Genomic DNA, 24,555 nt, shown 5'->3' on the forward strand with positions numbered 1-24,555 from the left:
ACGCCGGATACCCCGCTTCGCGCAATTGGCTGCTGTTGCTAGGTCCTGGACCGGAGCTGGGCCCGGTCGCGCCATGCGGCGGTGCTCCACAGCGCGAGCGCTATCAGCGCCGGCTGGAAGAAGAGCCGGGCAAGCCGTTTCCCGTCGGTATCCAGGCCGAACGCATCGCGTCCCTCCTGCCACTGGGCGAGGTTGCCGGGGAACACCGCGACGAAGAAGAGTGCGGCGATCCAGCCCACGGCTACCCGCTTCTTGAGCAGCGCCAGCAACGAGAGTCCCAGGCCGATTTCGGCGACACCTGAAAGGATGACCGTCAGGTCCGGATCCAGCGGAACGAAGTCCGGGACCTGGGCGCGGAATTCCTCGCGGGCAAAGGTCAGGTGGCTGACCCCGGCGAAGCCAAGGAATGCCCCGAGCGCAATCCGAGCGCCGTGCCGGGCGATTCCCAGCGGTTTCGCCGCCGGCGACCTAGTCATCGCTGACGCTCACCAGGACATCGATGTTGCCGCGGGTGGCGTTGGAGTAGGGGCAGACCTGGTGGGCCGCATCGGCCAGTTCCTGGGCCAGCGCCGGTTCCATGCCGGGAATGATGACTTCCAGCTCAACTGACAGCTTGAATCCGTTCTCGCCGTCGCGGTTCAGGTGCACTCGCCCACCCACGCTGGAGTCCTCGATCTTGACCTTGCGGCCGCGCGCCACCACGTTCAATGCCGAGTGGAAGCAGGCGGCGTAGCCTGCGGCGAACAGCTGTTCCGGGTTGGTTCCGGTTCCCGAGCCGCCCAGTTCTGCCGGGGAGGTCAGGGCCAGGTCGAGCTTGCCGTCGGGGGTCTGGACGCGGCCTTCGCGGCCTTGGCCGGTGGACAGGGATTCTGCGGTGTAGAGGGTTTCCATGGAGCTGCCTTTCGTTGATGGTGAAAGCTTGTAGCTATTTTCCGGAAGGTTGATCCGGAGCAGGGATTTCCTGCATGGAGGTGGTGATGCGGTGCAGGGATGCCAGCAGCGCTTTTGCGCTTTCCATATCCGGCAGCCCGGTGCCGCAAGCAATCTGCGCCGGGATGTGCGCCAGATCTTTGCGCAGGGATGCGCCAGCGGGAGTCAAGCGGACGTTGACGACGCGGCTGTCCTGGTCATCGCGGCGGCGTTCGATGAATTCCTTCTGTTCCAGCCGGCGCAGCAGCGGGGACAGGGTTCCGGAGTCCAGCTGGAGCATCCCGCCGATTTCGCGCACCGGCTTATCGCCTTCGGACCACAGCGCAACGAGCACCAGGTACTGGGTGTAGGTCAGCTGCCAGGGGGCGAGCAGCTCGGTGTATGCGCGGGTGGTTGCCCTGCTCGCCGAGTAGAGGGAGAAGCACACCATGTCGTCAACTATTGCCATGGAATAATGATTGCACACAATTCAATTGTGCGCAACTTAAATAATTGATCCTTCGGGCATGGCGCTGCGCGGGTCGCCGTAGGGGGACTTGGCCTAGGCGCCGAATCGGCAGTGGACTCGGGGGGAACCTAGGTAGATCGAGGCATCGGCAAGGATTCAGCACCATCGGCTGATCCAGTCATGTTTCGCGCCCTTGAGCTGGCGTCGCTAAGCTGGGATTCATGATGATCGGCAATCACCTGGCGGATGCCAGCGGGCGCAGCTGCCCCCGCCTGGCGGTAGTCCGCTCGCTGTTGCTGATCAGCGCGGTGCTTTTCGGCTTGTTCTCGATGCACGTGATGAATCATGGGGCCTCGGCTCAATCCCCGGCCCCGGTCTCGCAGGCGCATCCGACAGAAGCCATGCCCCTGCACCATGCCGCGCTAGCCGATGCAGGCAGCAACTCCGAGCAGGGCTGCACCGACTGCCCGATGGGCCATGAGATGGCCGCCGCGGGTTGCGTATTGGCGCTGCTGGCCATGCTGCTGTTCTTGCGGCCACCGCATACCGTAGCCGTGGCCCCGACGAAGTTCTGGCGGGCCTGGTGCGCGGCATCGACGCTTCGCGGGGTCGCACCGGAGAACAAGCCTGATCTGGTTGCCCTGGGGATCTGCCGAACGTGAGAGCCTGGCCGGTCCATCGACCTGCCGCCAGCTCGTTCCGGCGCCGCCGCAAGCAGGCGCCTCTCACGTTCCATATCCACCAGGAGAAACACCATGAACAAGCAGACCCTCATTTCCAGTGCCCTCGTACTGGGTGCAACGCTCGCCCTCGCCGGATGCGCAGGGGAACCATCAAGCACTGAGGTGCCGAGCGCCTCGGCATCCGGTTCGCATTCCGGGCATTCCATGGACCAGTCCGCGTCGGCCAACGACGCCGATATGGCGTTCGCCTCGGGCATGAAGGTGCACCACGAACAGGCGGTCGAGATGTCCGGCATCCTGCTGGGCAAATCCGGGATTCCCGCCGATGTGATAGCCCTCGCCGAACGGATCAAGGCGGCGCAAGGCCCGGAGATCGAACGCATGGACCGGTGGCTTTCCGAGTGGAACATGCCCGAGGGGATGGATCACGAGGCCATGGGCCACGGCGACGGGATGGTGCCGGAGGATGAAGTCAAGGCACTTCAAGGCGCGACGGGGTCCGAAGCTGCCCGGCTCTTTCTCGAGCAGATGATCATGCATCACGAAGGAGCCGTGGCGATGTCCGAGACCGAGATCAAGGAAGGAAGCTACCCAGCGGCCATCGATCTGGCCCAGCAGATCATTGATTCCCAGACCAGGGAAATCAATGAGATGAAGCAGCTGCTTGAGACGCTGTAGCCCGGAATTGGAGACAGGAAGATTGGGAGTGGCCATGTCCGGAAAATTTGCCGGCGGCAAGAGCTACCGTGCCCGCATCGCGGCCACGGGCGCCGGTTCGTTGCTCGCGCTAGCCGTGCTGGCCGGATGCAGCACCGCTCCGGGTCCCGTCGCGCAGCCCGAGCCTACGGTGGTTGCAGCCGAGCACACCGGGCAGTTCCTCGCCGAGCTTGGACTGGAAGGACTCGACGCCAAGCAGGCCATCGACCGGCTCGATCGCTTGCCGCAGGAGCAGCGGCCGGAGAACTTCACCGCCCAGGTGCAGCCAACCAAGCTGGTGCTCACCGATGCGTCGGGACGCACCGCGAACCTGCCGCTGCCGGAAGGCCAATACTATCTCTCGGCCGCGCCCTATGTGGACCAGACCCACAGCTGCCATTTCCATAGCCTGACCACCTGCCTTGGGCAGCTGCAAGGTGCGCAAGTGCAGGTCAAGGCCATTAACGCCGATACCGGCGAGGTGCTGGTGGACAAGGGGATGGAAACCTTCGACAACGGATTCATCGGCCTCTGGGTTCCGCGCGGAATCACTCTCGACCTTGAATTCAAGTATCAGGGGAAGACTGCCAGGACCACGGCGTCCACCGCTGGGCAGACCAGCGCAACCTGCCTAACGGAGCTGCAGCTGGTGTAGGGCCACTGGCCGCGGCCAGCGCGCAAACGAACTCGGGCCTGCAACCACAGCTGTGGTTGCAGGCCCGAAATCCAGCAGTGCTAAAGCTTAGTCGTCCGTCTTTGGCGGTGCCTGCTTCATCATCTCTTCGAACGCACGGCGTTCCTTGCGCGAGACCGGGATTTGGCCGGTCAACGGGTTGATGACCTGGCCAGCCGGTGCGGCAGGCGACTCATTTTTCCCGGCCTCCGCGGCCTTCGGCTTTTCCCCGGCCTCGGCTTCTGGCGCAGCGCCCGGAGTGATCTTGGCGCTGGCGCTATCCATTGCCCGGGTCAGGTCCTGGGCAGCGGTATGCTGCTGCGCCGAATGCTTGCGCGCGGCGCGGGCATTGGCGTTCTTCTCCTTGCGGGACTCGACCAAGCGGTAGAGCACCGGCACCAGGATCAGGGTGAGCAAGGTGGAAGACACCAGGCCGCCGATCACCACCACAGCCAGCGGCTGGGAGATGAATCCGGACTGGCCGGTCAGGCCAAGGCCCATTGGCACCAGCGCGAAGATGGTAGCCAGTGCGGTCATCAGGATCGGGCGCAGGCGCTGGCGGGCGCCTTGCATGATGGCATCTTCCAGGGACATTGCCGGGCGTTCGGCGCTGTCCTGGCGGTACTGGTTGATCAGGTCGATCAGCACGATCGCGTTGGTCACCACGATGCCCACCAGCATCAGCATGCCGATCAGCGAGGGCAAGCCCAGCGGGATCCCCGAGATCAGCAGCAGGCCGATAGCGCCGGTTGCCGCGAAAGGAATCGAGACCAGCAGGATCAGCGGCTGGATCAGCGACTTGAAGGTGGCCACCATGATCACGTAGACAATCGCGATGGCCGCCAGCAGCGCCAGGTACAGCTGGTTGAAGGATTCGGCCTGCTCGGTAGCCGCGCCACCGATTTCGGCCGTGGCGCCCTCAGGCAGCTGCACCGAGTCCAGGCTCTTGGCGACATCCTTGGAGACCTCTCCGAGCATGTTCTCCGCCGGGGCCAGGGTGACCGTAGCGATACGCTCGCCGTTGGAGGTGGTGACCTGCTGGACAACCTTGGCACGCTCAACGGTTGCCAGATCCTGCAGGTCCTTGATGCCTGCGGCGGTAGGGATCTTCAGCTGGCGCAGCTTGTCCACGCTGTCCAGATCCATCCCCTCGCCGATCTGCACCGTCATGTCGGTGTAGTCCAGGCGCAGGGTGCCTGCAGGAACGGGGGAGACCTGCGAAGCGACAATGCCAGCCAACTGGGTCTCGGTCAGTCCCGCCTCGGCAGCCTTCTGCGCATCGATATCGATGGACACCTGCTCGCGTTCGGCAGAAAGGTTATCCGAGATCTCGGTGACGTGCGCGGTACCTTCCAATGCTTCTCGCATCTTCGAGGTCGCCTCGCGCAAGATCCCCTCGTCCGGTGCCTTGATCTCGATGGTGACATCGCTGGACATCATGGCAGAGGAGTTCGAGCCGAAGCTCAGGTCCAAGTCATTGGTCAGGTCCAGGCCTTCCACCTGCTCGCGAACCGTGTTCTTCAGCGCTTCCTGGTCGGCATCGGCATTGGTGATTACGGTGAAGCTTGCGGTGTCCGAGCCGGATGAGAACATGGCAGCCATGCCGCTGGCGGTGCCCACGGTCAGCTGGACATCTTCGATTCCCTCGATTTCAGCGAGCTTGGCCTCGATCTTCTCCGCTTGCTTTTCGGTCGTTTCCATGGAGGTGCCCGAAGGCATCTGGGCGGTGATGGAAATCGAGTTCTCGCCGGTTGAGCCAAGCAGGTTGGTGTTCAGCAGCGGGGTCATTGCCACGGTCCCGGCAAGAACCAGTACCGAGGCCAGCAAGGTGATGACCGGGTGCTTCTGGGTCCCCTCCAGTACCGGAATGTAGGCACGCTGCAACCACGACTTGTCTTCGGCCACGTGCACGGTGTGGGTTTGTCCGCTACCTGGACGGTGGGGCAGGAACCAGTACGCCAGTACCGGAACGATGGTCAGCGATACCAGCAGGGAAGCCAGCAGTGCGATGGTCATGGTCAGCGCGAACGGGCTGAACAGTTCGCCGGCCATGCCGCCAACCAGTGCGATCGGCAAGAACACCGCCACGGTGGTCAGGGTCGCCGCGGTAATGGCGCCGGCAACTTCCTTGACCGCCAAAAGAATCGATTGCGCCTTGGATTCGCCATGGGCCAGGTGGCGCTTGATGTTCTCGATAACCACAATCGAGTCATCCACCACGCGGCCAATGGAAATGGTCAATGCGCCCAGGGTCAGCATGTTCAGCGTGTACCCGAAGGCATTCATCCCGATGAAGGTGGCCATCAGGGACAGCGGAATGGAGATCGCGGTGACCAGGGTGGAGCGCACCGAGAACAGGAACACCAGGATGATGATCACCGCGAAGCCCAGGCCCAGGGCGCCTTCCAGCGCCAGATGCTTGATCGAGTCCTCGATGAAGGGCGCCTGGTCGAAGATCGTGGTCATGGTGGCCTTGTGGCCCAGCTCGGACTCCAGATCGGCGAGCATTGCGGTGACCGCGTGCGAAATGGCTACCGTGTCGCCATCGGGAGTCTTGGTGACCTGGATGGACAGGGTCTCCTCGCCGTTGGTGCGGGTAATGCTGGTGGCTTCATCGGCCTTGACCGAGACATCGGCGACGTCCTTGAGCAGCACCGGACCGCTATCGGTGACCAGGGGGATGTCCTCGATGGCCTCCAAGGTATCCGGGGTGGAGCCGGCAATGACTGGCAGTTCCAGGCCATCGACGTCCATGTTGCCGATAGGCATGGGGGAGCCGGCGTTCTCGATGCCGTCCTTCAGATCCGTGACGGCCAGGCCGGCAGCCCGCATCTGGTCGTCTTTCGGGATCACCGCAATATGCTGGGATGCGCCGCCGGAGACCGAGGCCTCGCGGACGCCATCGATCTTCTGCAGCTTGGGCAGGGTGATGCGCTCCACGTCATCGTTGAGCGCTTCCAGGGACTGGTCCGAGGAGACAGCCAAGGCCAGGACCGGGAAGTCCGCGATGGAGCCGGCGAAGGCGGTGGGCTCGACATCCTCGGGAAGCTGGGCCTTGGAATTGGCAATGGCCCGTTCCACCTGGGTTCGGGCACGGTCCATGTCCGTGCCGTACTCGAAGGTCAAGCCGATGCGGGTGAATCCGGTCTGCGAGGTAGCGGTGGAGGATTCGAGTCCTTCAACTGCCTGCAAAGCGGTTTCCAGCGGCTCGGCCACCTGCTCGTCGATCACCTCGGGGCTGGAGCCCATTTGGGTTGCCATGACCGAGATCTGCGGGAATTCCAGGGCGGGGATCAGCTCCTGCTTGAGCGATCCCATGGAAATCACGCCGAAAACGGCGGCGAAAACCGTGATGAGCGCAATGAGCGCCCGGTTTTTCAATGACAAGATGGCCAAGCGCTGCATGCGGGTGTGGTCCTAGCTGTGTCGCAGTGGGAGGGGCTGATCTCAACTTTAGTTGGTTGCCATTGCTCAACAGTCACCGAGAGATGTTAAGCACGCAAAATCATCCGAATGGACTACCCCAAAGCTGCCTGGAACGCTGAAGCGCCCGAGTCCGATGCGGCAGCCGGTTTTCGGGGCGTCGGATCTTCCGCGCGCCATGCCCTTGCCCATGCGCCTTGCAAGCATGCAGGTTCCTGCGAGAGCCAAAGAACACCTGACAGCGATTTCGGCGTGGCCAATTACGGTGCCAGCCAGCAAGTGACAAATCTGCCGATTGCTCGGCTCTCGCGGCCGGGTTCGAGCGCATACTCGATATACGGGAAAGTCCCGCGGTGCTTCGCAGATGGGTAGGACGGCCATGGATCGGGATACTTTACGCAGCGTGCAGCGGCCGTTGAAGCAGTTGTACCGCGAACAGCCGCAAGCCGGAAGCATCGTCTTGGAGGCCACCGGGACGCTGGGAGAAGAAGGGCTCTGTTGCTCGGTGCAAACCGGCCAGGCTCTGGTCAGCGCCGGCCTGCACCCTTCCACCGGAGGGGACGGGACGCTGGCCTGTTCGGGGGATATGCTCTTGCAGGCGCTGGTGGCCTGTGCCGGAGTCACCATGGCTGCGGTCGCGATCAACCGATCGCTGGAGGTTGCCGGCAGCGTCCACGCGAGCGGCGTGCTGGATGTGCGCGGCACTTTGGGGCTGGACCCCGAAGCCGCGGTGGGATTCAGCTCGATCAAGTTATCCTTCGAGCTGCAAACCGAAGCCAGCGAGCAGGAAGTGCAGCAGTTGATCGAGGCCACGGAAAAATATTGCGTGGTGCTTCAGACCTTGCGATCCCCTCTGGCCATCGAGGTCGCCTCGTCGGTGAAGTGACAGGGCCCGGAGTGCTTCGGTGGCCGCCATCGGCCCGCTGGAGACTCGGCTGGAACCCGCAATGGGCGAATCCAGGCCAACCGTGTTCGTTTGGCGCAAGAGGCTGCCGCGGGGAGGCGATGGCCGTTGGCCGCATGGAATACTGGAGACATGAGTCTGCAGATGCCGATTGCGGTGCAAGCCACCGCGCATCATGGAATCCGGCGGCTGACCAGGATCCGGTACCGCTATTTCAGCTACGCCTTGCGTTTCGCCGATGGGCGGGAAATCTTCGGATTGGGCTGGGCCGAGGCTGACAAGCTGCTGCAAGGGCACCGGTATCCTGCCGATGCCTCGTGCACGCGCCACGGCGCCGAACGCCATTGCCCCGACCTTGGTGCCGGGGCCTGGGTGGACTATCCCTACGGCCGGCCGCTGGATGGGCAATAGCCCGCCGAGTGCCCGGGTACGCGAGAACCGCCCACCAATGCTGGTGTGCGGTTCTCGTTTTGCTTGGTGCCTACAGTCCCAGGGACTTGTCGGTAGCTGCCTTGACCTCAGCGTAGAGAGCTGGGTTCTCGTTCAGCTTCTGGCCGTAGGAAGGAATCATGTCCTTCAGCTTCGACTCCCAGCCTGCGAACTGCTTGGGGAAGCAGCGCGAAAGCAGGCCGACCATGATCGGGGTAGCGGTCGAAGCGCCTGGCGAAGCGCCGAGCAGGCCGGAGATCGAGCCGTCCGAGGAGGTGATGACCTCGGTGCCGAACTGCAGCACGCCGCCCTTCTTGGCATCCTTCTTGATGACCTGCACGCGCTGGCCAGCGGTGATCAGCTCCCACTTGGAACCGTCTGCATCCGGGAAGTACTCTGCCAGCGCCTCGTCCTTCTTGGCGCGGGACTTGAGAACTTCCTTGATCAGGTAAGTGGTCAGATCCAGGTTGTCCTTGCCCACAGCCAGCATCGGGATGATGTTGTGCGGGCGCAGGGACAATGGAAGATCCAGCTGGCCGGTGGACTTCAGGAAGTTCATCGAGAAGCCAGCGTATGGGCCGAACATCAGCGAGCGCTTGCCGTCGACAAAGCGGGTATCCAGGTGCGGGACCGACATTGGGGGAGCGCCCACCGAAGCCTGGCCGTAGACCTTTGCGTGATGCTGGTTGATGACCGTTTCGTCGGTGCAGCGCAGGAACTGGCCGGAAACCGGGAAGCCGCCGAAGCCCTTGATCTCATCGATGCCGGACTTTTGCAGCAGTGACAGGGCGCCGCCGCCGGCACCGACGAACACGAACTTTGCCTTGACGTTCTTGACTGCGCCCGAAGCGTTGTCCTTGACGGACAGTTCCCAACCGGCGCCCGAACGCTTGATGCCCTTGACCTTGTGGCCGTAGTTCACCGAGGCGCCAGCGGCGCCCAGCGAGTCGGTCAGGTCGCGGGTCAGGCGGCCGAAGTCAACGTCGGTACCGGAGACAACGCGGGATGCGGCGACCTTCTGCGAGGCCTCGCGGCCCTTGGCCACCAGCGGGGTCCACTGGTTGATGGTGTCCAGGTCGTTGGTGATTTCCAGTTCCTCGAACAGCGCATTGGGCTTCAGTGCCTCGTAGCGGGTCTGCAGGTACTTGGAGTGGTCCTCGCCGATGACGAAGGACATATGCGGCAGGGCGTTGATGAAGCTGTTGTCGGCTACGCGGTTGTTCTCGACGGCCCACGAGTAGAACTGGCGGGAAACCTGGAACTGCTCGTTGATGCCAATGGCCTTGGCCGGATCGACCGATCCGTCAGCCTTGGCAGCGGTGTAGTTCAGTTCGCACAGTGCCGAGTGGCCGGTACCTGCGTTGTTCCAAGGGGAGGAAGATTCCTGCCCAGCCTTGTCCAGGTTCTCGAAAAGACCTATGGACCAGGTTGGTTCCAGCTGGTTGATCATGGTGCCAAGGGTGGCACTCATGATGCCGGCACCGATTAGTACTACGTCAAAAGATTCGGTTGACGTTTCAGAAGGCACGAGGATCTCCATCGACAGTGATACTTTGCTCTATCCCAGAGTAGACCTATATCCCCGGGGGTCAGAAATCGTTAACTGGGTTAACGGTCGCTAACTTGAGATAGACGGTGAATTTGTCATCTGCACATCCGCGTAGCACTCATTGAGCATCGGCGATGGCGGGTAGAAGGTGACGTTTCCGTTAAACGCCAGCGCAGAGATCGGAAAGACCAATGGGAGCACGGGTAGATCCGCGTTCAGGGTCTTGAGGATATCGGCATAGGCGGCGGTCCTATCCTCTCCGGAAGGGATGGAACGGGCCAGCATGATCTGTGAGTCAAGTAACGTCGAGGTGTAGCCGAACTCATTCTCCTTGGCCGCCAAAATCCCCGAAAGGAAGTCATCGGCCGAACGGTAACCGCCGGAGAAGCCCAGCAGGTGCAGTCCCTCGAAGTCCTTGGACTGCACGGTCTGCACATAGCCATCGGTCCATGCAATCGGTCGCGGCTTGATCCGGATCCCCACTGCGGCGAGATCCTCGGCGATCTGCGCGAAAGTGCGCTCAGGCAGCGGCAGGTAGTTGCGCGAAACCTGCAGCGGGTAGGCGAACTCAATCTGTTCACCCTCGTAACCCAATTCGGCCAGCAAGGTTTTGGCCTTCGTGGCGTCATGGTTAGGGGTTTCTTCGGGAGCCGGAATGCTCAGGGCAGAAGGCAACAGGGTGGAAGCATGCTTGGACCCCTGCAGGAACAGGTTCTCAGCCAGCGAGCTGCGGTTGACCGCATGGGCAATGGCCATGCGGAATTCGGGCTTGGCCAGCCACTTATTGCGCTGATTCATTCCGAGGTAGAGCACGGAGAAGGGATCGCGCTGGACAACCACCTTGGCATTGCGTACCAAGGTGCGCATGATATCCACCGAGACCATGTCGAAGCCGTCGATTTCATCGGCCAGCAGTGCTCCTTCGCGGTTATATGGCGAAGGAACAGCAGAGATCAGCGCGACCTCAGGATGCGCGGTGTTGTTGGACAGGCGTGGTTGATTCCAATAGTCCTTGAAGATCTCCAGACGCACCACATTGTTCTCATTGGAAACGAAAGTGTATGGCCCGGTACCTACCGGGTGGGTGGAAAGCGACTGGGCGGGGTTCTGCTCAGGGCCGCCGGTCAACGCGCTGGGCGCTGCAATGGCCATGCCCGGCAAGGTCAGCGCCTCGACCAGCCCTGGCAGCCGACGGCGCAGGGTCAGGGTGACCAGGTACTTGCCGGTTGCCTTGACGGATTCGAAATAGCTTGCGGAACCGGCTGTGGACTTGCCCTCGAAGAGCTTGGTGTCAAACTTCTTGGTCAGCTCTTCGAGCTGCTTGGTGCGCAGCTGCTGGGTGGCCAGTTCCTCTTCGCTTGCGTCGGCAGCGCTCTTGAACTCTTCTTCAAGTTCCTTGGCGGTTGGAAGCTTGGGGATATCGCTGTCGAAGTGGAAAACATTCGCAAAGCCCTGGCTGGATGCAGCGCGCAGTTGCGGCGACAAGTTTTCCCAGCGGTTGAAGTTTGCGACGACTGCGTCTGCGGTCAATTCGGTGCCGTCGTGGAAGAGCACGCCCTCGCGCAGGGTAAAGGTGTAGCGCAAGCCATCAGGGCTTTCGGTCCAGGCCTCGGCCAGTCCGGCTACGGCACCACCGGTATCCGGATCAATATCGACCAGCGTCTCGTACACCTGGCGGGTGATTCGGAAGGATTCGTTATCAGCCACGATCGCCGGATCGAGCTTGACCGGGGGAGCGGCTGCTGCCAAGCGCAGGGTGCGAGGAACGCGCTTCGCGCTGGCGGAGGGCGAAGCAGAACCAGCGGGCCCCGAATTGCCGGTGCAGGCGGTGAGCGCCAGTGCGGTAGTCGCCAATGTACCGGTCAGCAATGCGCGTCGTGATACGAGTTTCAATGGCAATTCGGGCACTGGGATGACTCATCTTCCTTCGGCAGGTGGTACTGCTTTGCGCAGGGAACTAGCAAGTACATATGCGCAAAGGTATTTATCAAAGATAGCGCACCACGGCCACGGCTCCGGGAGCCAAAACTCCCGGAGCCGTCAACTGTCGCTAAATTGTTAGCTGCGGTGCACGAGGTTCTCGCCGTCGTTGCCGGCTGCCCAGGCCTGCACCTGCTTATTGAGCAACTTCACCATGCGTGGGAAGAAAGCCTTGGTGTTGCCGCCGTTGTGGGGAATGACCAAGGCATTAGGGTGCTGCCACAATGGATGATCGGCCGGCAGCGGTTCTGGATCGAATACATCTGATGCCATGTTCAAACGCCCCGAAGCGACTTCTGCCACGATTGCCTCGGTATCCACAACCGGGCCGCGAGCGACGTTGACAACGGTTGCACCGTCAGGAAGCTTGGCCAGCAGTTCTGCGTCAACCAGATGATGGGTGGAATCATTGAGCGGCACGATCAGGATCAGCACTTCAATCTCCGCCGCTCGTGCTGCGAGGTCCGAAGTTGCGAAGACCTCGCCGTGCTCGTCGGTGCGGGCCGTAGAACCGAAGCGCAAAAGATTGACTTCGAAGGGCTCCAGGCGCTTGCGGATCTGTTCGCCGATGCCGCCAACGCCTACCAATGCCACCGTCCGATCAGCCAAGCCGGGCCACTGCTGGGGATTCCATCGGCCTTGTTGCTGGTCCCGGACCGCCTGCGGGAAGCCGCGCAAGGACGCGATGGCCAGGCCGATTGCCATCTCGGCGGTAGCTGCCGCGTGGACGCCGGCCGCGGTATTGATATTCGCACGATCGCCAATCAGGTCAACCATTCCGTCGAAGCCGGTGGTCTGCGTCTGGACTACCTGGACGTTCGGTGCCTTGCGGATGTTCTTCAGCGTCTGGGGATTGGACATATAAGGAAGGACGGCAATGTCTATTTCTTCCAGCGGGGTCTCGGGGGAGTTTTCCAAGTCCCAGAGCACAGCTTTGAGATTTTCTGGAATCGGACCGACGGCATCAATCAGATCTTGTGTCGGGAATGAAATCGTTCGTTGGGTGCTCATGGAAACACTGTACAAACCCCATCCGGGCTTTGGTAGTAACCCCTAGTCATGTCCTGTAATGAAGGTCACCGCAGAATACTGGCCGCCGAATTTGCGCTGAGGGAAATTGCTGGTAAAGTTTTATCTCGTTGCGAAAGCGCGAAGCCCAAAAAGCTTCTAGAACATCGCAGCGGGCGCCTCTAGCTCAATTGGCAGAGCAAATGACTCTTAATCATTAGGTTCCGGGTTCAAGTCCCGGGGGGCGCACGAACAATTTGTTCGGTTCACCAGACACCTTGTTTGCATAAATAAATACGCGCTTTTAGCTCAATTGGTAGAGCAAATGACTCTTAATCATTAGGTTCCGGGTTCGAGTCCCGGAGGGCGCACAATACAAAAGGTCAGGCTTCGGTCTGGCCTTTTTTGTTTGCACCTGGTTGATCCAGGTGCGTCTGACCCAAGAGCATCCCAGCCCATGCACTCCAAGAAGCCGGCCCTCTCCGGTGCCCGGAAGGGATTGCAGGAAAGGTCCAAGGCCACTCGCCGGGAATTGCCCAACTGCCGGTTGAACCTGCTGGCCACGCCGCGTGGCGGGGTCCCGAAAATCCTGATTGCTAGGTGCGTTCGGGGCACTATGAAGGTCGATGCCAAGGAGAAGTGCGGGTTGCGGGTGGCGACTCTTGAACATGCACCCGCGCTGCTAGAGGTAAAAAGCGACGGCTGGACCGGAAAGTTATTTGTGTTTTAGATTACTTTCAAGCCGCAAAAATAGTGATATTATGAATCTGACTTGGACTTTTATGTTTCAGGGTCGGGTACTGGCTGATTTTTGCTTTTGCGCCATTTCTGCCTATGATTGTCTACGTCGCAAAGACGAGTTCTGAAAAAGAACTAGTCAGGGCGAGGAAGCGCTTTTAGCTCAATTGGTAGAGCAAATGACTCTTAATCATTAGGTTCCGGGTTCGAGTCCCGGAGGGCGCACAGTAGATCCGATCTGATTCGTCAGGTCGGATTTTTTGTATACCGCAAAGAAAAGAGGATCAGCTCATGAGTACTTCCGAAAAGACTAACCGTCTGTCCATCGGTGACCAGGCCCCTGATTTCACCTTGCAGGACGCTGCTGGCAATTCCGTTGCCCTGGCCGATTACCGCGGCAAGAAGACCATCGTGTACTTCTACCCAGCCGCATCCACCCCCGGCTGCACGAAGCAGGCCTGCGACTTCCGCGATTCACTCGAATCCCTGCAATCCCTGGGTTACGCAGTTCTGGGCATTTCCCCGGACAAGACCGCCAAGCTCGAAAAGTTTGTCGCCAAGGAAGAATTGAACTTCCCGCTGATCTCCGATGAGGATCACGCGGTAGCTGAAGCCTACGGCGCCTGGGGGGAAAAGAAGAACTATGGCAAGGTCTACGAGGGGCTGATTCGCTCCACTATCGTGCTCGATGAAGAGGGCAAGGTTGCGCTGGCGCAGTACAACGTTCGCGCCACCGGCCACGTAGCCAAGCTGCGTCGTGACTTGGGCATTGATCCAAAGTAAACCCCTCCCTTGACTGATTTCATATCAGGCAAAACTTCCGCTACACTAAATGAGGTCGCCTTCGAGGAAACAGTGTTTCCGGTGTAGCGCTAGCGAGTATGGCGGAATTGGTAGACGCGCTGGATTTAGGTTCCAGTGTCTTCGGACGTGAGAGTTCAAGTCTCTCTACTCGCACCAAATGAACCCTGCGGTCTGATTCCATCGGCCGCAGGGTTTTTGCATGCATCCGCAAGCGGTTCACCAAGCGTAAGATCCAAATAGGCAACCGGCCGCGATCTGATGAGGAGAAGCACTATGGCAGCCAAGGAACTGCCCACCATGTATGGGCTTTCTGAATCCGATCCTGGCCAGGAGCTGATCAAGCGGGCAGGCATCGCCCCTGCCGACCTGGAGCAAATCGACCGCATCATGGCTGAAATGGGCCGGATGCGCCAGATCGAGCGCCGCATCATGCGCAGCTCCCAGCAGTTCATGAAGCTGAACGAAACCGACATGCGGGCGATCCGCAAGATGATCTCTGCCAAGCATGCGGGCCAATCCGTCACCCCGGGCGCGCTGAGCCAGTATCTGGGAATTTCCAGCGCGTCGGTAACCAAGATGATTGACCGCTTGGAAGCCCACGGGCATGTGCGGCGCACCAAGCATCCCACCGACCGTCGTTCGCAATGCGTCGAAGTCACCGAGGAAACCCACCTGGCGGCACGCGAGCAAGTGGGGCGGCACCATGCCAAGAGATTCGAAGTTGCCAACGCGATGAGCCCCGAAGAGCGGGACGTAGTGATCCGGTTCCTTGCCGGCACCTCCGACGCCCTGGAAAACAGCCTTGATGGGACGGTTACCGGCGAAGCGCAGTAGTTCCGGTGCCGTGCCGGATGCTCAGCTAGCCTCCTGCTTTTCCGCAGCGCGCGCGATGTTCTTGATGGTGGCCGGGAAAATGGCCCCATGGAACGGGTACACCGCCCACCAGTAGCAACGTCCTGCCAAGCCCCGCGGGAAGAACACCGCGCGCTGGATCAGTTCGGATCGACCGTCAGCACGCTTTTCGATGCGGTAATCCAGCCATGCCTGGCCCGGGGCCCGCATCTCCGCGCGCAAGCGCAGCAGGCTATTTTCCTCCAAGGCTTCCACGCGCCACCAGTCCACCACATCTCCCAGCGCCAGCGTGCTGTGCGAGCGCCGTCCGCGCCGCGACCCCACGCCTCCTGCCAGCTTGTCCATCAGTCCGCGCAGCTTCCACAGGGCGGGGAAGGCGAAATAAGTCGATTTCCCGCCAATTCGATGCAGCACGCTGAAGAGTTGCGCCTCGGTTGCGGCGGTGCTGATCCGGCGGATATCGGTGTAGGCCTTGCGCCCGGACCAATCCGGATCGGAGGGCAGCGGTTCGGCGGGTGCCGATATCGGCTGGGCGGTGGCCCAGCTGGTCTGCACCGCGTCGGCATCCATCTTCTCCAGCGCCAGCTGCACCGCCCGCGGATAGTCGCACAAGCCCTGGGCGGGAGGGGCGATCAGCTCATTGATCTCCCGCGAGCCCATTACGCAATCATGCTGCAGCGACTGCACCAGCGCGGAAGCCAGGGTGCGCGGCAACGGCGTCACCAGATTCACCCAGTGCGAAGCCAGCCGCGGGGTCAGCAGCGGCAACGGCCAGACCTTCGGTTCTCGCAGGCCCGCCACCTGAGCGTAGATCTTCATCAGCTGCGCGTAGCTGTAGGTGCCGGGGCCTCCGATGTCATAGGTTCCGTGCGCGGGCTGCGCCAGCTCGGCACAGGCCGCCAGGTAGTGCAGGGTGTCGCGGATGGCAATGGGCTGGACCTGGTTCAGTACCCAGCGCGGGGCCGGCATCACGGGCAGCACATCGCTCAGGTGCCTGACCATTTCGAAACTGGCCGAGCCGGAGCCGATCACCAGGCCCGCCTGGAGCACCAGGGTGTTGGCGGCCGCTGACAGGATCTGCCCCACGGCCACACGCGAAGCCAGGTGCTCGCTGAGTTCGCCTGCGGGATGCAATCCGGAAAGGTAGACCAGCTGGCTAACTCCCTGTTCGCGTGCGGCCTGCGCCATGACCTGCGCGCAGGCTTTCTCCTGGGTAGCGAAATCCCGGGTCCCGGACATCGAATGCACCAGGTAGTAGAGCAGGTCCGCGTCCTTGCAGAGCTTGGCCACGGCGTGCCGGTCCTGCAGGTCTCCCTCGATGATCTCGACTTGGCCCCGCCAAGGAATATCGCGCAAGCGCTGCGCATCACGGGTGAAAACCCTGACCTGGTGCCCGTTGCGCAAGAGCAGGGGCACCAGCCGTCCGCCGATATATCCGGTCGCTCCGGTAACTGCTATCAAGCTCATGGCGCTGGGACACCGCGCTTGCGCCATGCGATAACCACGGCTCCAAGCAGGAGCAGTGCTGCGCAGCCCAATCCGGCGTACCCGGCCAGTTCGGACTGGTTGCTGCCGGCCAGCCGGCTCACGCCGATCCAGGCCAGGCCCCAGGCGATGGCCAGGGCCGTGAAGATCCTGCCCGAGTAGGCGGTGATGCCCAGCCCGATTACCGCTGCCACCACCAGCAGTGCCACCGCCAATCCTGGTGCCCAGGATGCGTTCTGGCCAAAGCCCAGGGAGAGCAGCCATGCTGCGGTGTTGGCAATGCTGGCCACGCAGACCCAGCCCAGGTAGATGCCTAAGGTCAGCCACATGATCCAGTATTCGGTGCGCGAGGCAGGGGTACCTCCCATCATGATGGACAGCATCCAGGCCAGGCACCCGACGAGGATGAAGATCACCGCGACGCTGATCCCCAGCCAGCCCAGCTGGACCACGGTAATCCAGGCGGCGTTCAGCAATGCTGAAAGCAGCGCGGGAATGCGCAGCTTGGCGGCCCAGGATGAGCGGCGTCCGGCCGTGGTGAGCTGGAAGACTCCGTAGACGGCCAGCCCAGCGTAGATCACGCTCCAGATGGAGAAAGCTGGGCCGGCGGGGGCCAGCAGTGTTGAATCGGCGCTGAGATAGCCACCAGCTGCCTGCTGGACCGGAGTTCCGCCCAGGGCGCCGCTTCCAATGAACGAGACCGCAATGGCCAGGACCAGGGCAATCGCCGTGATCACCGGCAGCGTCCAGGATGTTGCGGCCGCGGGGGCTCGGTAGGGGAGGTTCGGGGAATCCGTGGAACTGCTCATCGTGTGCTCCTGCTGTCGGTGGAAAATTTTTCCCGCTTCGAGTCGACAAAACGAGATAGTTAAACCATGATGTATCTAGACAAGCTAAATATCAACTAGGCGAGAGAAATTATCATGGATTGTTCACGTCCGCTGATTGCCTCGGAACTATTTCGGGTGCTGCTCAAGCTCCAGCGGTCCTACGCCCTGTGCGAAGCGCGCTTGCGCCACCGGCTTGACCTGAACGATACAGATTTGCGTGCGGTGAACCTGCTGCGTTCCATGCAAACGCCCAGCTCCGGGGAACTGGCCCGCGAACTGGGGGTCTCATCGGCAGGAATCACCTCGGTCCTGGACCGGCTCGAAGCCCGCGGGGTGGTGGAAAGAAGGCACCACGCCGCAGACCGGCGGCGCACCCTGGTGGCCCCGGGACGCAACTTCCCGGTGTCCACCGGACCGGGACAGGTGCTGCTGCGCAATCTGCACAAGTTCTACGCGCAGCTGGACGAACCGGATCGCAGGAAACTGGGCGCCCTGCTCGAAGAAGTCCGGCGAGAGCTGGAGACGCGGGAAACCGGGACCGGCGAAGAGAACCAAGCAAACCCCACCAAATCCTTTCAGTAGGGAACCATGAGAATGCACACCACCACACACCAGGCCCCGCCGGCCACAGCGCCTGGCGCGCCAGCCGGGCACGGGCTCATCGATGCACCCACCCGACGCGCCATCAGCGATCGGCTGGAACTTTTGGCCATGCAGGCCCAGCGCCGCAGCGCCGCCTACTCCGAGCAGACTGCGCTGCTCTGGTCCCGGATCGCCGAGAGGCTGGCTACCGGCAAGCTCATGCGCCCGGGCCTGGTGATGCTCGGCTACCGGGCCTTCGGCGGACGCAATGAGCCCCGCGCCATCGACCTGGGCTGCGCCTTCGAGCTGCTGCACGCCGCCCTGCTGATCCACGACGACGTGGTGGACCGCGACTTCGTGCGCCGCGGGGAGAAGACGATCTCAGCGCTCTACCGCGACCACGCAATCGCCAGTGGCCGGAACCCGGCCGATGCCGAGCATGCGGGCAATTCCGTGGGCATCATCGCCGGGGACCTGCTGATCAGCGAGGCGATCAAGCTCGCTGCCAGGGCCGCGGCCGGAAGCGACAGCGAAGCCGGCGTGGAACAGGCCTTCTTCCAAGCCATCGAGCAGGCAGGGGCCGGAGAACTCGAGGACCTGCTCTACTCGCTGGGCTCGGCTCCCGCCACCACCAGCCAGGTGCTGCGCATGGAGCAGATGAAAACCGCAGCCTACTCCTTCCAGCTGCCGCTGCAGGCAGGGGCGCTGCTGGCCGGGGCGCACCCCGGGCAGGCCGAGGCCCTCGGTGCGGTGGGCTGCCAGCTCGGAGTGGCCTACCAGATCATCGATGATGTGCTGGGCACCTTCGGGGACCCGGCACGCACCGGCAAGCCGGTGGAATCGGACTTGCGCGAATTCAAGAGCACCATCTTGCTGGCCCTGGCCAGCGAGCAACCCGAATTCGCCGCGCTGCTCACCGGATTCCGCGAAGGAAAAGTGGATGCCGGCCGGATCCGCCAAGAGCTGGCCACGCAGGGTGCCGAGCGCTTCGCCCGGCAGCTGGCCCAGCAGCTGTGCTCGCGGGCCACCGGCTCCGCGGCCTTCCTGGATCTGCCCGAAGAAGCTAGAACGCTGCTGCGCGAATGCACCGGCCTGATCCTGGATCGAAGCAGCTGAACGCCATGAAATGCGAAAATTCCCCCAACAGCACCGCAGGCAACGCCGCCTTGGAGCACTACTCGCGCGCCGCCCAGCGCAGCGCAAGAGTGGTGCTGGGCGAATACTCCACGTCATTCTCGCTGGCCTGCAGGCTGCTGGATGCCGCCAGCGCCAGGCACATCGCCAATATCTATGCGCTGGTGCGCCTGGCCGATGAAATCGTGGACGGGGTGGCCTGCCAGGCCGGCCTGGACAACCAGGCCATCGGCGCGTGCCTGAACGAGCTGGAAGCAGAAACCCTGCGCGCAATGGATCGCGGGTACAGCACCAACATGGTGGTCCACGCTTTCGCCATTTCCGCCCGGGCCACCGGCATCCAAGCGGAGCTCACCGCCCCGTTCTTCGCCTCCATGCGCGCGGACCTGGGCACCGGGCAGCATGATGCGCGCAGCTTGCAGGACTACATCTACGGCTCGGCCGAAGTCATCGGGCTGATGTGCCTGCAGGTCTTCCAGGCGATGCCCGCCGCGCCGCAATTGAGCCGCGCCGAGGCGCAGCGCGCCAAGCAAGCCGCCCGCAGCCTGGGTGCGGCCTTCCAGAAGGTCAACTTCCTGCGCGACCTGGCAGAAGACAGCCAAGACCTGGGCCGGAGCTACTTTCCCGGACTGGACCCGGCAGGATTCGATGAGCACGGCAAGGCGCTGCTGGTTGCGCAGATCGAGCAGGACCTGGCCCGGGCCCGCGCCGGCCTGCCCTACCTCGCCCCGTCCGCTGCCCGAGCGGTCCGTCTGGCCCACGACCTGTTCCGCGAACTCAATTCCCAGCTGGACAAGGCCCCGGCCTCCCAGCTGCTGCGCACCCGCATCTCGGTCTCCGCCCCGCGCAAGGCGATGATCGCCGCCCGCGTGCTGCTGGGCACCCGGGGCACCACGCACCGCAAGCCAAGAATGGAAGTAGCAAGCAGATGAACCACGAAGACCGAGAAGTCGTAGTCATCGGGGGCGGATTCTCCGGCCTGGCCAGCGCCGGCCTGCTCGCCGCCCGGGGCTGCAAGGTCACCTTGATCGAGCAGCAGCCGCATCCAGGCGGACGCTCCGGGCGCCTCGAGCGCGAAGGGTTCCGTTTCGATACCGGCCCCTCCTGGTACCTGATGCCCGAGGTCTTCGAGCACTGGTTCAGGCTCATGGGCACCAGCGCCAGCGAACAGCTTCAGTTGCGCGAACTGGCCACCGGCTACCGCACCTTCTTCCAGGACCGCGAAGATCCCGTGGACGTCGGAACCGGCGCCGCTGCCAGCGCCCTTTTCGAAGCCCTGGAACCGGGAAGCGCGCCAGCCTTGGGGCGGTATTTGCGCACCGCGAAGGAGGGTTATGAATTGGCGTTGGAGCATTTCCTCTATGACGATTTCAGTTCGCTCAAATCCCTGCTGAACCCCGGGATCCTGCGCCGCGCCCCGCAACTGGCCAAGCTGCTGGCCTCCAGCCTCCAAGGCCATGTGGCACGGCGCTTTTCCAGCGATGAAATCCGCCAGCTGCTCGGATACCCGGCGGTGTTCCTGGGATCCAGCCCGAGCCGCACCCCTGCGCTCTACCAGCTGATGAGCCACCTGGACCTCACCGACGGGGTGAAATACCCGATGGGAGGCTTCGCTGCCGTCGCCGATGCCATGGCTGAACTGGCCCGAAATCACGGCGCGGCCATCCATCTCTCAGCCACCGCAACGGCCATCGAAACCGGCGCAGGAAAAAATCCCCGGGTCAGCGCAGTGCGCTGGGTTGACGCGCACGGCAGGCAGCAGCGCACCCGGGCTACCGCGGTGATCGGAGCCGCCGATGTCCGCCACCTGGACGGCGAGCTGCTGCCCGAACCGCTGCAGACCCATACCGCCAAGAGCTTCCAGCGCCGGGATCCTGGGCCCAGCGCGGTGCTGCTCTGCCTGGGGATCAGGGGCAAGCTGCCGCAGCTGGAGCACCACAACTTGCTGTTCACCACCGACTGGAAAGAGAATTTTTCGCGGATTCGCCAGGGCCGGAAGCTGCAGGCGGAAACCAGCATCTATGTCTGCAAGCCCAGTGCCACCGACCCGTCGGTGGCACCGGCGGACTGCGAGAACCTGTTCATCCTGGTTCCGGCTCCGGCGGTGCCCGAATGGGGGATTGGCGCAGCGGACGGGCTAGGAGAAGCCGCGGTGGAAGCGGTGGCCGAGGCGGCCATCGACCAGCTGGCCAAATGGGCCGGCATCGAGGATCTTCGCGAGCGGATTGCGGTGCGCCAGAGCATCGGCCCGGGGGACTTCGCCCAGCAGTACGGCGCCTTCAGGGGCGGTGCGCTGGGCCTGGCCCATACCCTGGGGCAAAGCGCCATGCTGCGCCCGGGCAACCGCAGCGCCAAGGTGGGCGGGCTGCACTATGCCGGAAGCACCGTGCGCCCTGGAATCGGCGTGCCGATGTGCCTGATCAGCGGGGAACTGGCCGCCAAAGCGGTGCTCGGGATCAAGGCCGCAGGTCCCATGGCCGAAAGCCGCGCCGCCACCTCGCGGCAGGAGGCGGGAGCATGATCTACCTGGGCATCTTGCTGGTTTTGCTGGCCTGCATGGGATTGCTGGATGCGAAGGGAAAGCTCTTCCTCTTCCGCCATCCGGTGCGCGGATTCCTGGCACTGGGGCTGGGCACCGGATTTTTCGTGCTCTGGGATGTGCTGGCGATCCGGCAGGGCATCTTCCTGCACAAGGAGTCGGAACTCATGACCGGAATCATGGTGAGCGAGCAGTTTCCCTTGGAAGAAGTCTTCTTCCTGGTCTTCCTGTGCTACTGCGCCATGATCGCCTTCACCGGGCTGCCGGTGCTGGCCGGCATGCTGCAAAGCCGGGGCCGGAATGCGGCCGAGCGCAAGCAGGGGGAGAATCATGTTTCTTGACTTGAGCCTCTGCTTCCTGGTGGCGGCCATGGCCGTCTTCGCCGCCGGGATGGCCGCCAGCAAGCAGCGCCTGCGCTCGGTCGCCAAGCCGCTGGGCGCCGCCATGGCCCTGATGCTTGTGCTCACCGCGATCTTCGACAACCTGATGATCTACGCCGGGCTTTTCGGCTACGGCAGCGGCGCGCTGTCCGGGGTGCACATCGGACTGGCCCCGATTGAAGACTTCTTCTACGCCGCCTGCGCGGTCTTCCTGCTCCCCGGGCTGTGGTGGCTGCTCGGGGCCCGCAGCGCGGCAGGAACCGCTGGCTCCGGTACTGGACGCACCAGCAGAAAGGACGCTTCATGATCCGCGGAATCGTGGCGAGCTCACGCCCCATCTCCTGGGTGAATACCGCCTACCCCTTTGCCGCCGCCTATCTGCTGGCCGGCGGCGGGATCGATTGGCGCTTGGTCCTCGGCACGGTGTTCTTCCTCTTTCCTTACAATCTGCTGATGTACGGCGTCAACGATGTCTTCGACTACGAATCGGACCTGCGCAATCCGCGCAAGGGCGGAATCGAGGGCGCGCTGCTGTCCAGGCAGAGCCATAAGGCGCTGCTCATCGCCTGCGTACTGTGCGCCGCTCCGTTCCTCGCGGTGCTCGCGGCAGCCGGGGATGGCGCAGCCAACCTCGTTTTGGCCGTGTCCATCCTTGCCGTGCTGGCCTACTCCGCACCGCGGCTGCGTTTCAAGGAAAGGCCCGGGCTGGACTCGCTGACCAGCGCGGTGCACTTTGTCTCGCCGGCGGTCTACGGGTGGGTGCTGGCTGGTGCCAGCGTGCAGCCCGAGCAGTGGCTGGTCTTCGGCGCGTTCCTGATCTGGGGGATGGCCAGCCATGCCCTGGGCGCAATCCAGGATATTGTTCCCGATCGCCAAGGCGGTCTTTCCTCGATCGCCACCTTCTTGTCGGCCCGCACGACCATCTACCTGGTCTTGGCTGCGTACCTGCTGGCCGGAGCGCTCCTGGCGGTGGGCCTTTCGGGCATTGGCCGTTGGGCGTCGGTGCTGGCCCTTGCCTATGTGCTCAACGTCCTACCCCATCTTGGAATCAGCGATGCAAGCTCGGGTACGGTTAATCGAGGATGGAAGAGATTCTTGTGGATCAACTACCTGTGCGGCTTCCTGCTGACCATGCTCCTGATCTTTTCGGCACTTTTCACCTACTAGACCCAGATGGGGATTCAAGGAATTCAATGGACGTCATTTTGCTTTCGGAGGAAGGCCAGCCAATTGGCACGCGCCCGAAAGAATTGGTTCACACCACGGATACCGTGCTGCACCAGGCATTCTCCTGCCACGTGCGAAATCAGGCCGGCCAGGTGCTGGTGACGCGTCGCGCCCTGTCCAAGGTGACCTGGCCAGGGGTTTGGACAAACTCCTTCTGCGGGCATCCCCAGCCCGGTGAAAGCTTCGAAGAAGCCATCACACGCCACGCGGCCCACGAGCTCGGCTTCAAGGTCAGCCGAATCGAATCGGCGCTGCCGGACTTCCGGTATCGCGCCGTGGATGCCTCGGGCATTGTGGAAAACGAAATCTGCCCGGTCTTCACCGCCATTATCGACAGCGAGATCTCTGCAAACCCGGATGAAGTCATGGACTACTGCTGGGTGGATCCGGCGAAACTCGGCGAAGCACTGCGGGTGACCCCGTGGGCCTTCAGCCCGTGGCTGGTGATGCAGGCTGCAGGGATCTCCCTGTATCAGGCCAAGCAAGGCTGAACCCGGGCCCGCCGCTGGCGTGGAAGCCCAGGCTGGCTGTTGCCTGTGGACATGCCCCGGTAATTGGCTAAGCTCAAATGCATGGTGCAACAAGTAATTTCTGCCGGTATCCAACGGCACTGCTCGGCCAGGGATGCCTTACGCAGGGCCAGCGTGGTGGCCGGTGGCCTGATCCTGGCTTCATGCCTGGCAAGCTGTGCCCCGCTTCAGTTCGAAGCATCCCCGCAAATTCCGGGCGTTGGTGCACAGATCGCGGCGTTGCCGAAGTATGCGGACAACCTTCAAGAAGTCGAAGGGCGGCAACAATGGGCGGATCAGAAAATCTTCCAGTACCTCAATGGCCAGGGCGCCGCCGGCTTCCATTCATTCGCTGAAGATTCCATCCAGTACGCCACCGTGGGTTGGCTCTCTCCGGTCCAGGGCGTGCTCGCCATTGTCGTGGACGGCAGTGATTGGATAGCAGATGGCAGTGCTGGCGGCTATGCCGAACGGGTCATTACCTCCGTCGGCTACGAATCAATCGAATTGGACCGGGTCGAGATTCTCACGGTGGAAGGGCAGCTGCTCGCCTCCGACTACCGGGGGAATCATCCTGGGTCGCTTTGAGCGAAAAGGCCATCTCACCGCGTAGCTCGCAATGGAGCTAGATGAGTAAGTCCTAAACTACTCCAACACAAAAGACCTCCTGAAGCAGATCAAAAAATCTGGTCAGGAGGCCTTTTAACGTTTGACGGAGAGTGTTAAGAATTATGGTGTGAACAAAAACCTGA

The 24,555-nt window shown here is 62.4% G+C and carries 25 protein-coding genes and 4 tRNA genes; 20 read left to right on the forward strand and 9 right to left on the reverse strand.

The genetic code is table 11. The features are described 5' to 3' along the window. Nucleotides 1-38: 38 nt before the first annotated feature. Genes ACRDT3_RS17420 through ACRDT3_RS17430 form a run of 3 tightly spaced genes read right to left on the reverse strand, consistent with a single transcriptional unit; the run spans nucleotide 39 to nucleotide 1,378 of the window. Nucleotides 39-476 (reverse strand): DoxX family protein, encoded by a 438-nt coding sequence (locus tag ACRDT3_RS17420; protein ID WP_431494195.1) that lies wholly within the window; start codon nucleotides 474-476, stop codon nucleotides 39-41. Next, the gene (locus ACRDT3_RS17425; protein WP_431494196.1) at nucleotides 469-891 is read right to left on the reverse strand and encodes an organic hydroperoxide resistance protein; all 423 of its coding nucleotides are present in this window, start codon (nucleotides 889-891) and stop codon (nucleotides 469-471) included. Before ACRDT3_RS17425 ends, ACRDT3_RS17420 begins: the two co-directional genes overlap by 8 nt. A 34-nt stretch (nucleotides 892-925) precedes the next feature. Then, nucleotides 926-1,378: a MarR family winged helix-turn-helix transcriptional regulator gene (locus ACRDT3_RS17430; protein ID WP_431494197.1), complete on the reverse strand. Its 453-nt coding sequence runs from the start codon at nucleotides 1,376-1,378 to the stop codon at nucleotides 926-928. Nucleotides 1,379-1,599: 221 nt separating this feature from the next. On the opposite strand from ACRDT3_RS17430, the gene ACRDT3_RS17435 reads away from it, so the two are divergent. The 3 genes from ACRDT3_RS17435 (at nucleotide 1,600) to ACRDT3_RS17445 (ending at nucleotide 3,412) form a co-directional block, all read left to right on the forward strand. Further along, a complete protein-coding gene (locus ACRDT3_RS17435; protein ID WP_431494198.1) occupies nucleotides 1,600-2,040 on the forward strand; it encodes a DUF6153 family protein in 441 nt (146 codons plus the stop codon). Between the two features lie 93 nt (nucleotides 2,041-2,133). Beyond that, nucleotides 2,134-2,739: a DUF305 domain-containing protein gene (locus tag ACRDT3_RS17440; protein ID WP_431494199.1), complete on the forward strand. Its 606-nt coding sequence runs from the start codon at nucleotides 2,134-2,136 to the stop codon at nucleotides 2,737-2,739. 34 nt (nucleotides 2,740-2,773) lie between these two features. Then, nucleotides 2,774-3,412 carry a CueP family metal-binding protein gene (locus ACRDT3_RS17445; protein WP_431494200.1) on the forward strand — a complete coding sequence of 213 codons (639 nt, stop codon included), beginning with the start codon at nucleotides 2,774-2,776 and terminating at the stop codon, nucleotides 3,410-3,412. An 87-nt stretch (nucleotides 3,413-3,499) separates the two neighbouring features. Here the strand turns inward: ACRDT3_RS17445 and ACRDT3_RS17450 are convergent, their stop codons facing one another. Further along, nucleotides 3,500-6,835 (reverse strand): efflux RND transporter permease subunit, encoded by a 3,336-nt coding sequence (locus ACRDT3_RS17450; RefSeq protein ID WP_431494201.1) that lies wholly within the window; start codon nucleotides 6,833-6,835, stop codon nucleotides 3,500-3,502. 397 nt (nucleotides 6,836-7,232) lie between these two features. Here ACRDT3_RS17450 and ACRDT3_RS17455 point away from each other — a divergent pair, with 397 nt between their 5' ends. Together ACRDT3_RS17455 and ACRDT3_RS17460 are read left to right on the forward strand one after the other, a co-directional pair. Further along, nucleotides 7,233-7,739 carry an OsmC family protein gene (locus ACRDT3_RS17455; protein WP_431494202.1) on the forward strand — a complete coding sequence of 169 codons (507 nt, stop codon included), beginning with the start codon at nucleotides 7,233-7,235 and terminating at the stop codon, nucleotides 7,737-7,739. Between the two features lie 150 nt (nucleotides 7,740-7,889). Next, nucleotides 7,890-8,168: a hypothetical protein gene (locus tag ACRDT3_RS17460; RefSeq protein ID WP_431494203.1), complete on the forward strand. Its 279-nt coding sequence runs from the start codon at nucleotides 7,890-7,892 to the stop codon at nucleotides 8,166-8,168. Nucleotides 8,169-8,238: 70 nt separating this feature from the next. On the opposite strand, the gene ACRDT3_RS17465 is transcribed toward ACRDT3_RS17460, so the two are convergent. The 3 genes from ACRDT3_RS17465 to ACRDT3_RS17475 form a co-directional block, all read right to left on the reverse strand. Further along, complete coding sequence (locus ACRDT3_RS17465) at nucleotides 8,239-9,726, reverse strand: malate:quinone oxidoreductase (RefSeq protein WP_431494204.1); 1,488 nt, start codon at nucleotides 9,724-9,726, stop codon at nucleotides 8,239-8,241. A 78-nt stretch (nucleotides 9,727-9,804) separates the two neighbouring features. Then, complete coding sequence (locus ACRDT3_RS17470; protein ID WP_431494205.1) at nucleotides 9,805-11,643, reverse strand: ABC transporter substrate-binding protein; 1,839 nt, start codon at nucleotides 11,641-11,643, stop codon at nucleotides 9,805-9,807. A 150-nt stretch (nucleotides 11,644-11,793) separates the two neighbouring features. Then, nucleotides 11,794-12,726 (reverse strand): 2-hydroxyacid dehydrogenase, encoded by a 933-nt coding sequence (locus ACRDT3_RS17475; protein WP_431494206.1) that lies wholly within the window; start codon nucleotides 12,724-12,726, stop codon nucleotides 11,794-11,796. A 173-nt stretch (nucleotides 12,727-12,899) separates the two neighbouring features. Between ACRDT3_RS17475 and ACRDT3_RS17480 the strand changes: the two genes are divergently transcribed. From ACRDT3_RS17480 to ACRDT3_RS17505, 6 genes are all read left to right on the forward strand, one after another. Next, nucleotides 12,900-12,972: transfer RNA gene (locus ACRDT3_RS17480), tRNA-Lys, on the forward strand. A gap of 49 nt (nucleotides 12,973-13,021) precedes the next feature. Then, nucleotides 13,022-13,094: transfer RNA gene (locus ACRDT3_RS17485), tRNA-Lys, on the forward strand. 519 nt (nucleotides 13,095-13,613) lie between these two features. Then, nucleotides 13,614-13,686 (forward strand) — tRNA-Lys (locus tag ACRDT3_RS17490). A 66-nt stretch (nucleotides 13,687-13,752) separates the two neighbouring features. After that, nucleotides 13,753-14,244 (forward strand): thioredoxin-dependent thiol peroxidase, encoded by a 492-nt coding sequence (gene bcp, locus ACRDT3_RS17495; protein ID WP_431494207.1) that lies wholly within the window; start codon nucleotides 13,753-13,755, stop codon nucleotides 14,242-14,244. A 92-nt stretch (nucleotides 14,245-14,336) separates the two neighbouring features. Continuing rightward, nucleotides 14,337-14,421: transfer RNA gene (locus ACRDT3_RS17500), tRNA-Leu, on the forward strand. 117 nt (nucleotides 14,422-14,538) lie between these two features. After that, nucleotides 14,539-15,099 carry a MarR family winged helix-turn-helix transcriptional regulator gene (locus ACRDT3_RS17505; protein ID WP_431494208.1) on the forward strand — a complete coding sequence of 187 codons (561 nt, stop codon included), beginning with the start codon at nucleotides 14,539-14,541 and terminating at the stop codon, nucleotides 15,097-15,099. A gap of 21 nt (nucleotides 15,100-15,120) precedes the next feature. Here the strand turns inward: ACRDT3_RS17505 and ACRDT3_RS17510 are convergent, their stop codons facing one another. Both ACRDT3_RS17510 and ACRDT3_RS17515 read right to left on the reverse strand, forming a co-directional pair. Then, nucleotides 15,121-16,584 carry an SDR family oxidoreductase gene (locus ACRDT3_RS17510; protein WP_431494209.1) on the reverse strand — a complete coding sequence of 488 codons (1,464 nt, stop codon included), beginning with the start codon at nucleotides 16,582-16,584 and terminating at the stop codon, nucleotides 15,121-15,123. Further along, nucleotides 16,581-17,411, reverse strand: a complete 831-nt coding sequence (locus tag ACRDT3_RS17515; RefSeq protein WP_431494210.1) for a tryptophan-rich sensory protein — start codon at nucleotides 17,409-17,411, stop codon at nucleotides 16,581-16,583. The genes ACRDT3_RS17510 and ACRDT3_RS17515 overlap by 4 nt, the downstream gene beginning before the upstream one ends. Before the next feature lie 114 nt (nucleotides 17,412-17,525). On the opposite strand from ACRDT3_RS17515, the gene ACRDT3_RS17520 reads away from it, so the two are divergent. The 9 genes from ACRDT3_RS17520 to ACRDT3_RS17560 all read left to right on the forward strand — a co-directional run bounded on the left by ACRDT3_RS17520 (nucleotide 17,526) and on the right by ACRDT3_RS17560 (nucleotide 24,391). Next, on the forward strand, nucleotides 17,526-18,014 hold the full coding sequence (locus ACRDT3_RS17520; RefSeq protein ID WP_431494211.1) for a MarR family transcriptional regulator: 489 nt from the start codon (nucleotides 17,526-17,528) through the stop codon (nucleotides 18,012-18,014). A 12-nt stretch (nucleotides 18,015-18,026) separates the two neighbouring features. Then, complete coding sequence (locus ACRDT3_RS17525) at nucleotides 18,027-19,130, forward strand: polyprenyl synthetase family protein (protein WP_431494212.1); 1,104 nt, start codon at nucleotides 18,027-18,029, stop codon at nucleotides 19,128-19,130. A gap of 5 nt (nucleotides 19,131-19,135) precedes the next feature. Further along, complete coding sequence (locus ACRDT3_RS17530) at nucleotides 19,136-20,080, forward strand: phytoene/squalene synthase family protein (protein WP_431494213.1); 945 nt, start codon at nucleotides 19,136-19,138, stop codon at nucleotides 20,078-20,080. After that, a complete protein-coding gene (gene crtI, locus ACRDT3_RS17535) occupies nucleotides 20,077-21,669 on the forward strand; it encodes a phytoene desaturase family protein (protein ID WP_431494214.1) in 1,593 nt (530 codons plus the stop codon). The genes ACRDT3_RS17530 and crtI overlap by 4 nt, the downstream gene beginning before the upstream one ends. After that, nucleotides 21,666-22,028 (forward strand): lycopene cyclase domain-containing protein, encoded by a 363-nt coding sequence (locus ACRDT3_RS17540; protein WP_431494215.1) that lies wholly within the window; start codon nucleotides 21,666-21,668, stop codon nucleotides 22,026-22,028. The genes crtI and ACRDT3_RS17540 overlap by 4 nt, the downstream gene beginning before the upstream one ends. Beyond that, nucleotides 22,018-22,374, forward strand: coding sequence for a lycopene cyclase domain-containing protein (locus tag ACRDT3_RS17545; protein ID WP_431494216.1), 357 nt, complete (start codon nucleotides 22,018-22,020; stop codon nucleotides 22,372-22,374). The genes ACRDT3_RS17540 and ACRDT3_RS17545 overlap by 11 nt, the downstream gene beginning before the upstream one ends. Then, nucleotides 22,371-23,234 (forward strand): prenyltransferase, encoded by an 864-nt coding sequence (locus ACRDT3_RS17550; RefSeq protein ID WP_431494217.1) that lies wholly within the window; start codon nucleotides 22,371-22,373, stop codon nucleotides 23,232-23,234. Before ACRDT3_RS17545 ends, ACRDT3_RS17550 begins: the two co-directional genes overlap by 4 nt. Before the next feature lie 26 nt (nucleotides 23,235-23,260). After that, nucleotides 23,261-23,785, forward strand: coding sequence for an isopentenyl-diphosphate Delta-isomerase (idi, locus tag ACRDT3_RS17555; RefSeq protein ID WP_431494218.1), 525 nt, complete (start codon nucleotides 23,261-23,263; stop codon nucleotides 23,783-23,785). Nucleotides 23,786-23,866: 81 nt separating this feature from the next. Then, complete coding sequence (locus ACRDT3_RS17560; protein ID WP_431494219.1) at nucleotides 23,867-24,391, forward strand: hypothetical protein; 525 nt, start codon at nucleotides 23,867-23,869, stop codon at nucleotides 24,389-24,391. The last annotated feature ends 164 nt before the right edge of the window (nucleotides 24,392-24,555 follow it).

The organism is Glutamicibacter sp. (genome assembly GCF_050701915.1).
Lineage (GTDB): Bacteria > Actinomycetota > Actinomycetes > Actinomycetales > Micrococcaceae > Glutamicibacter.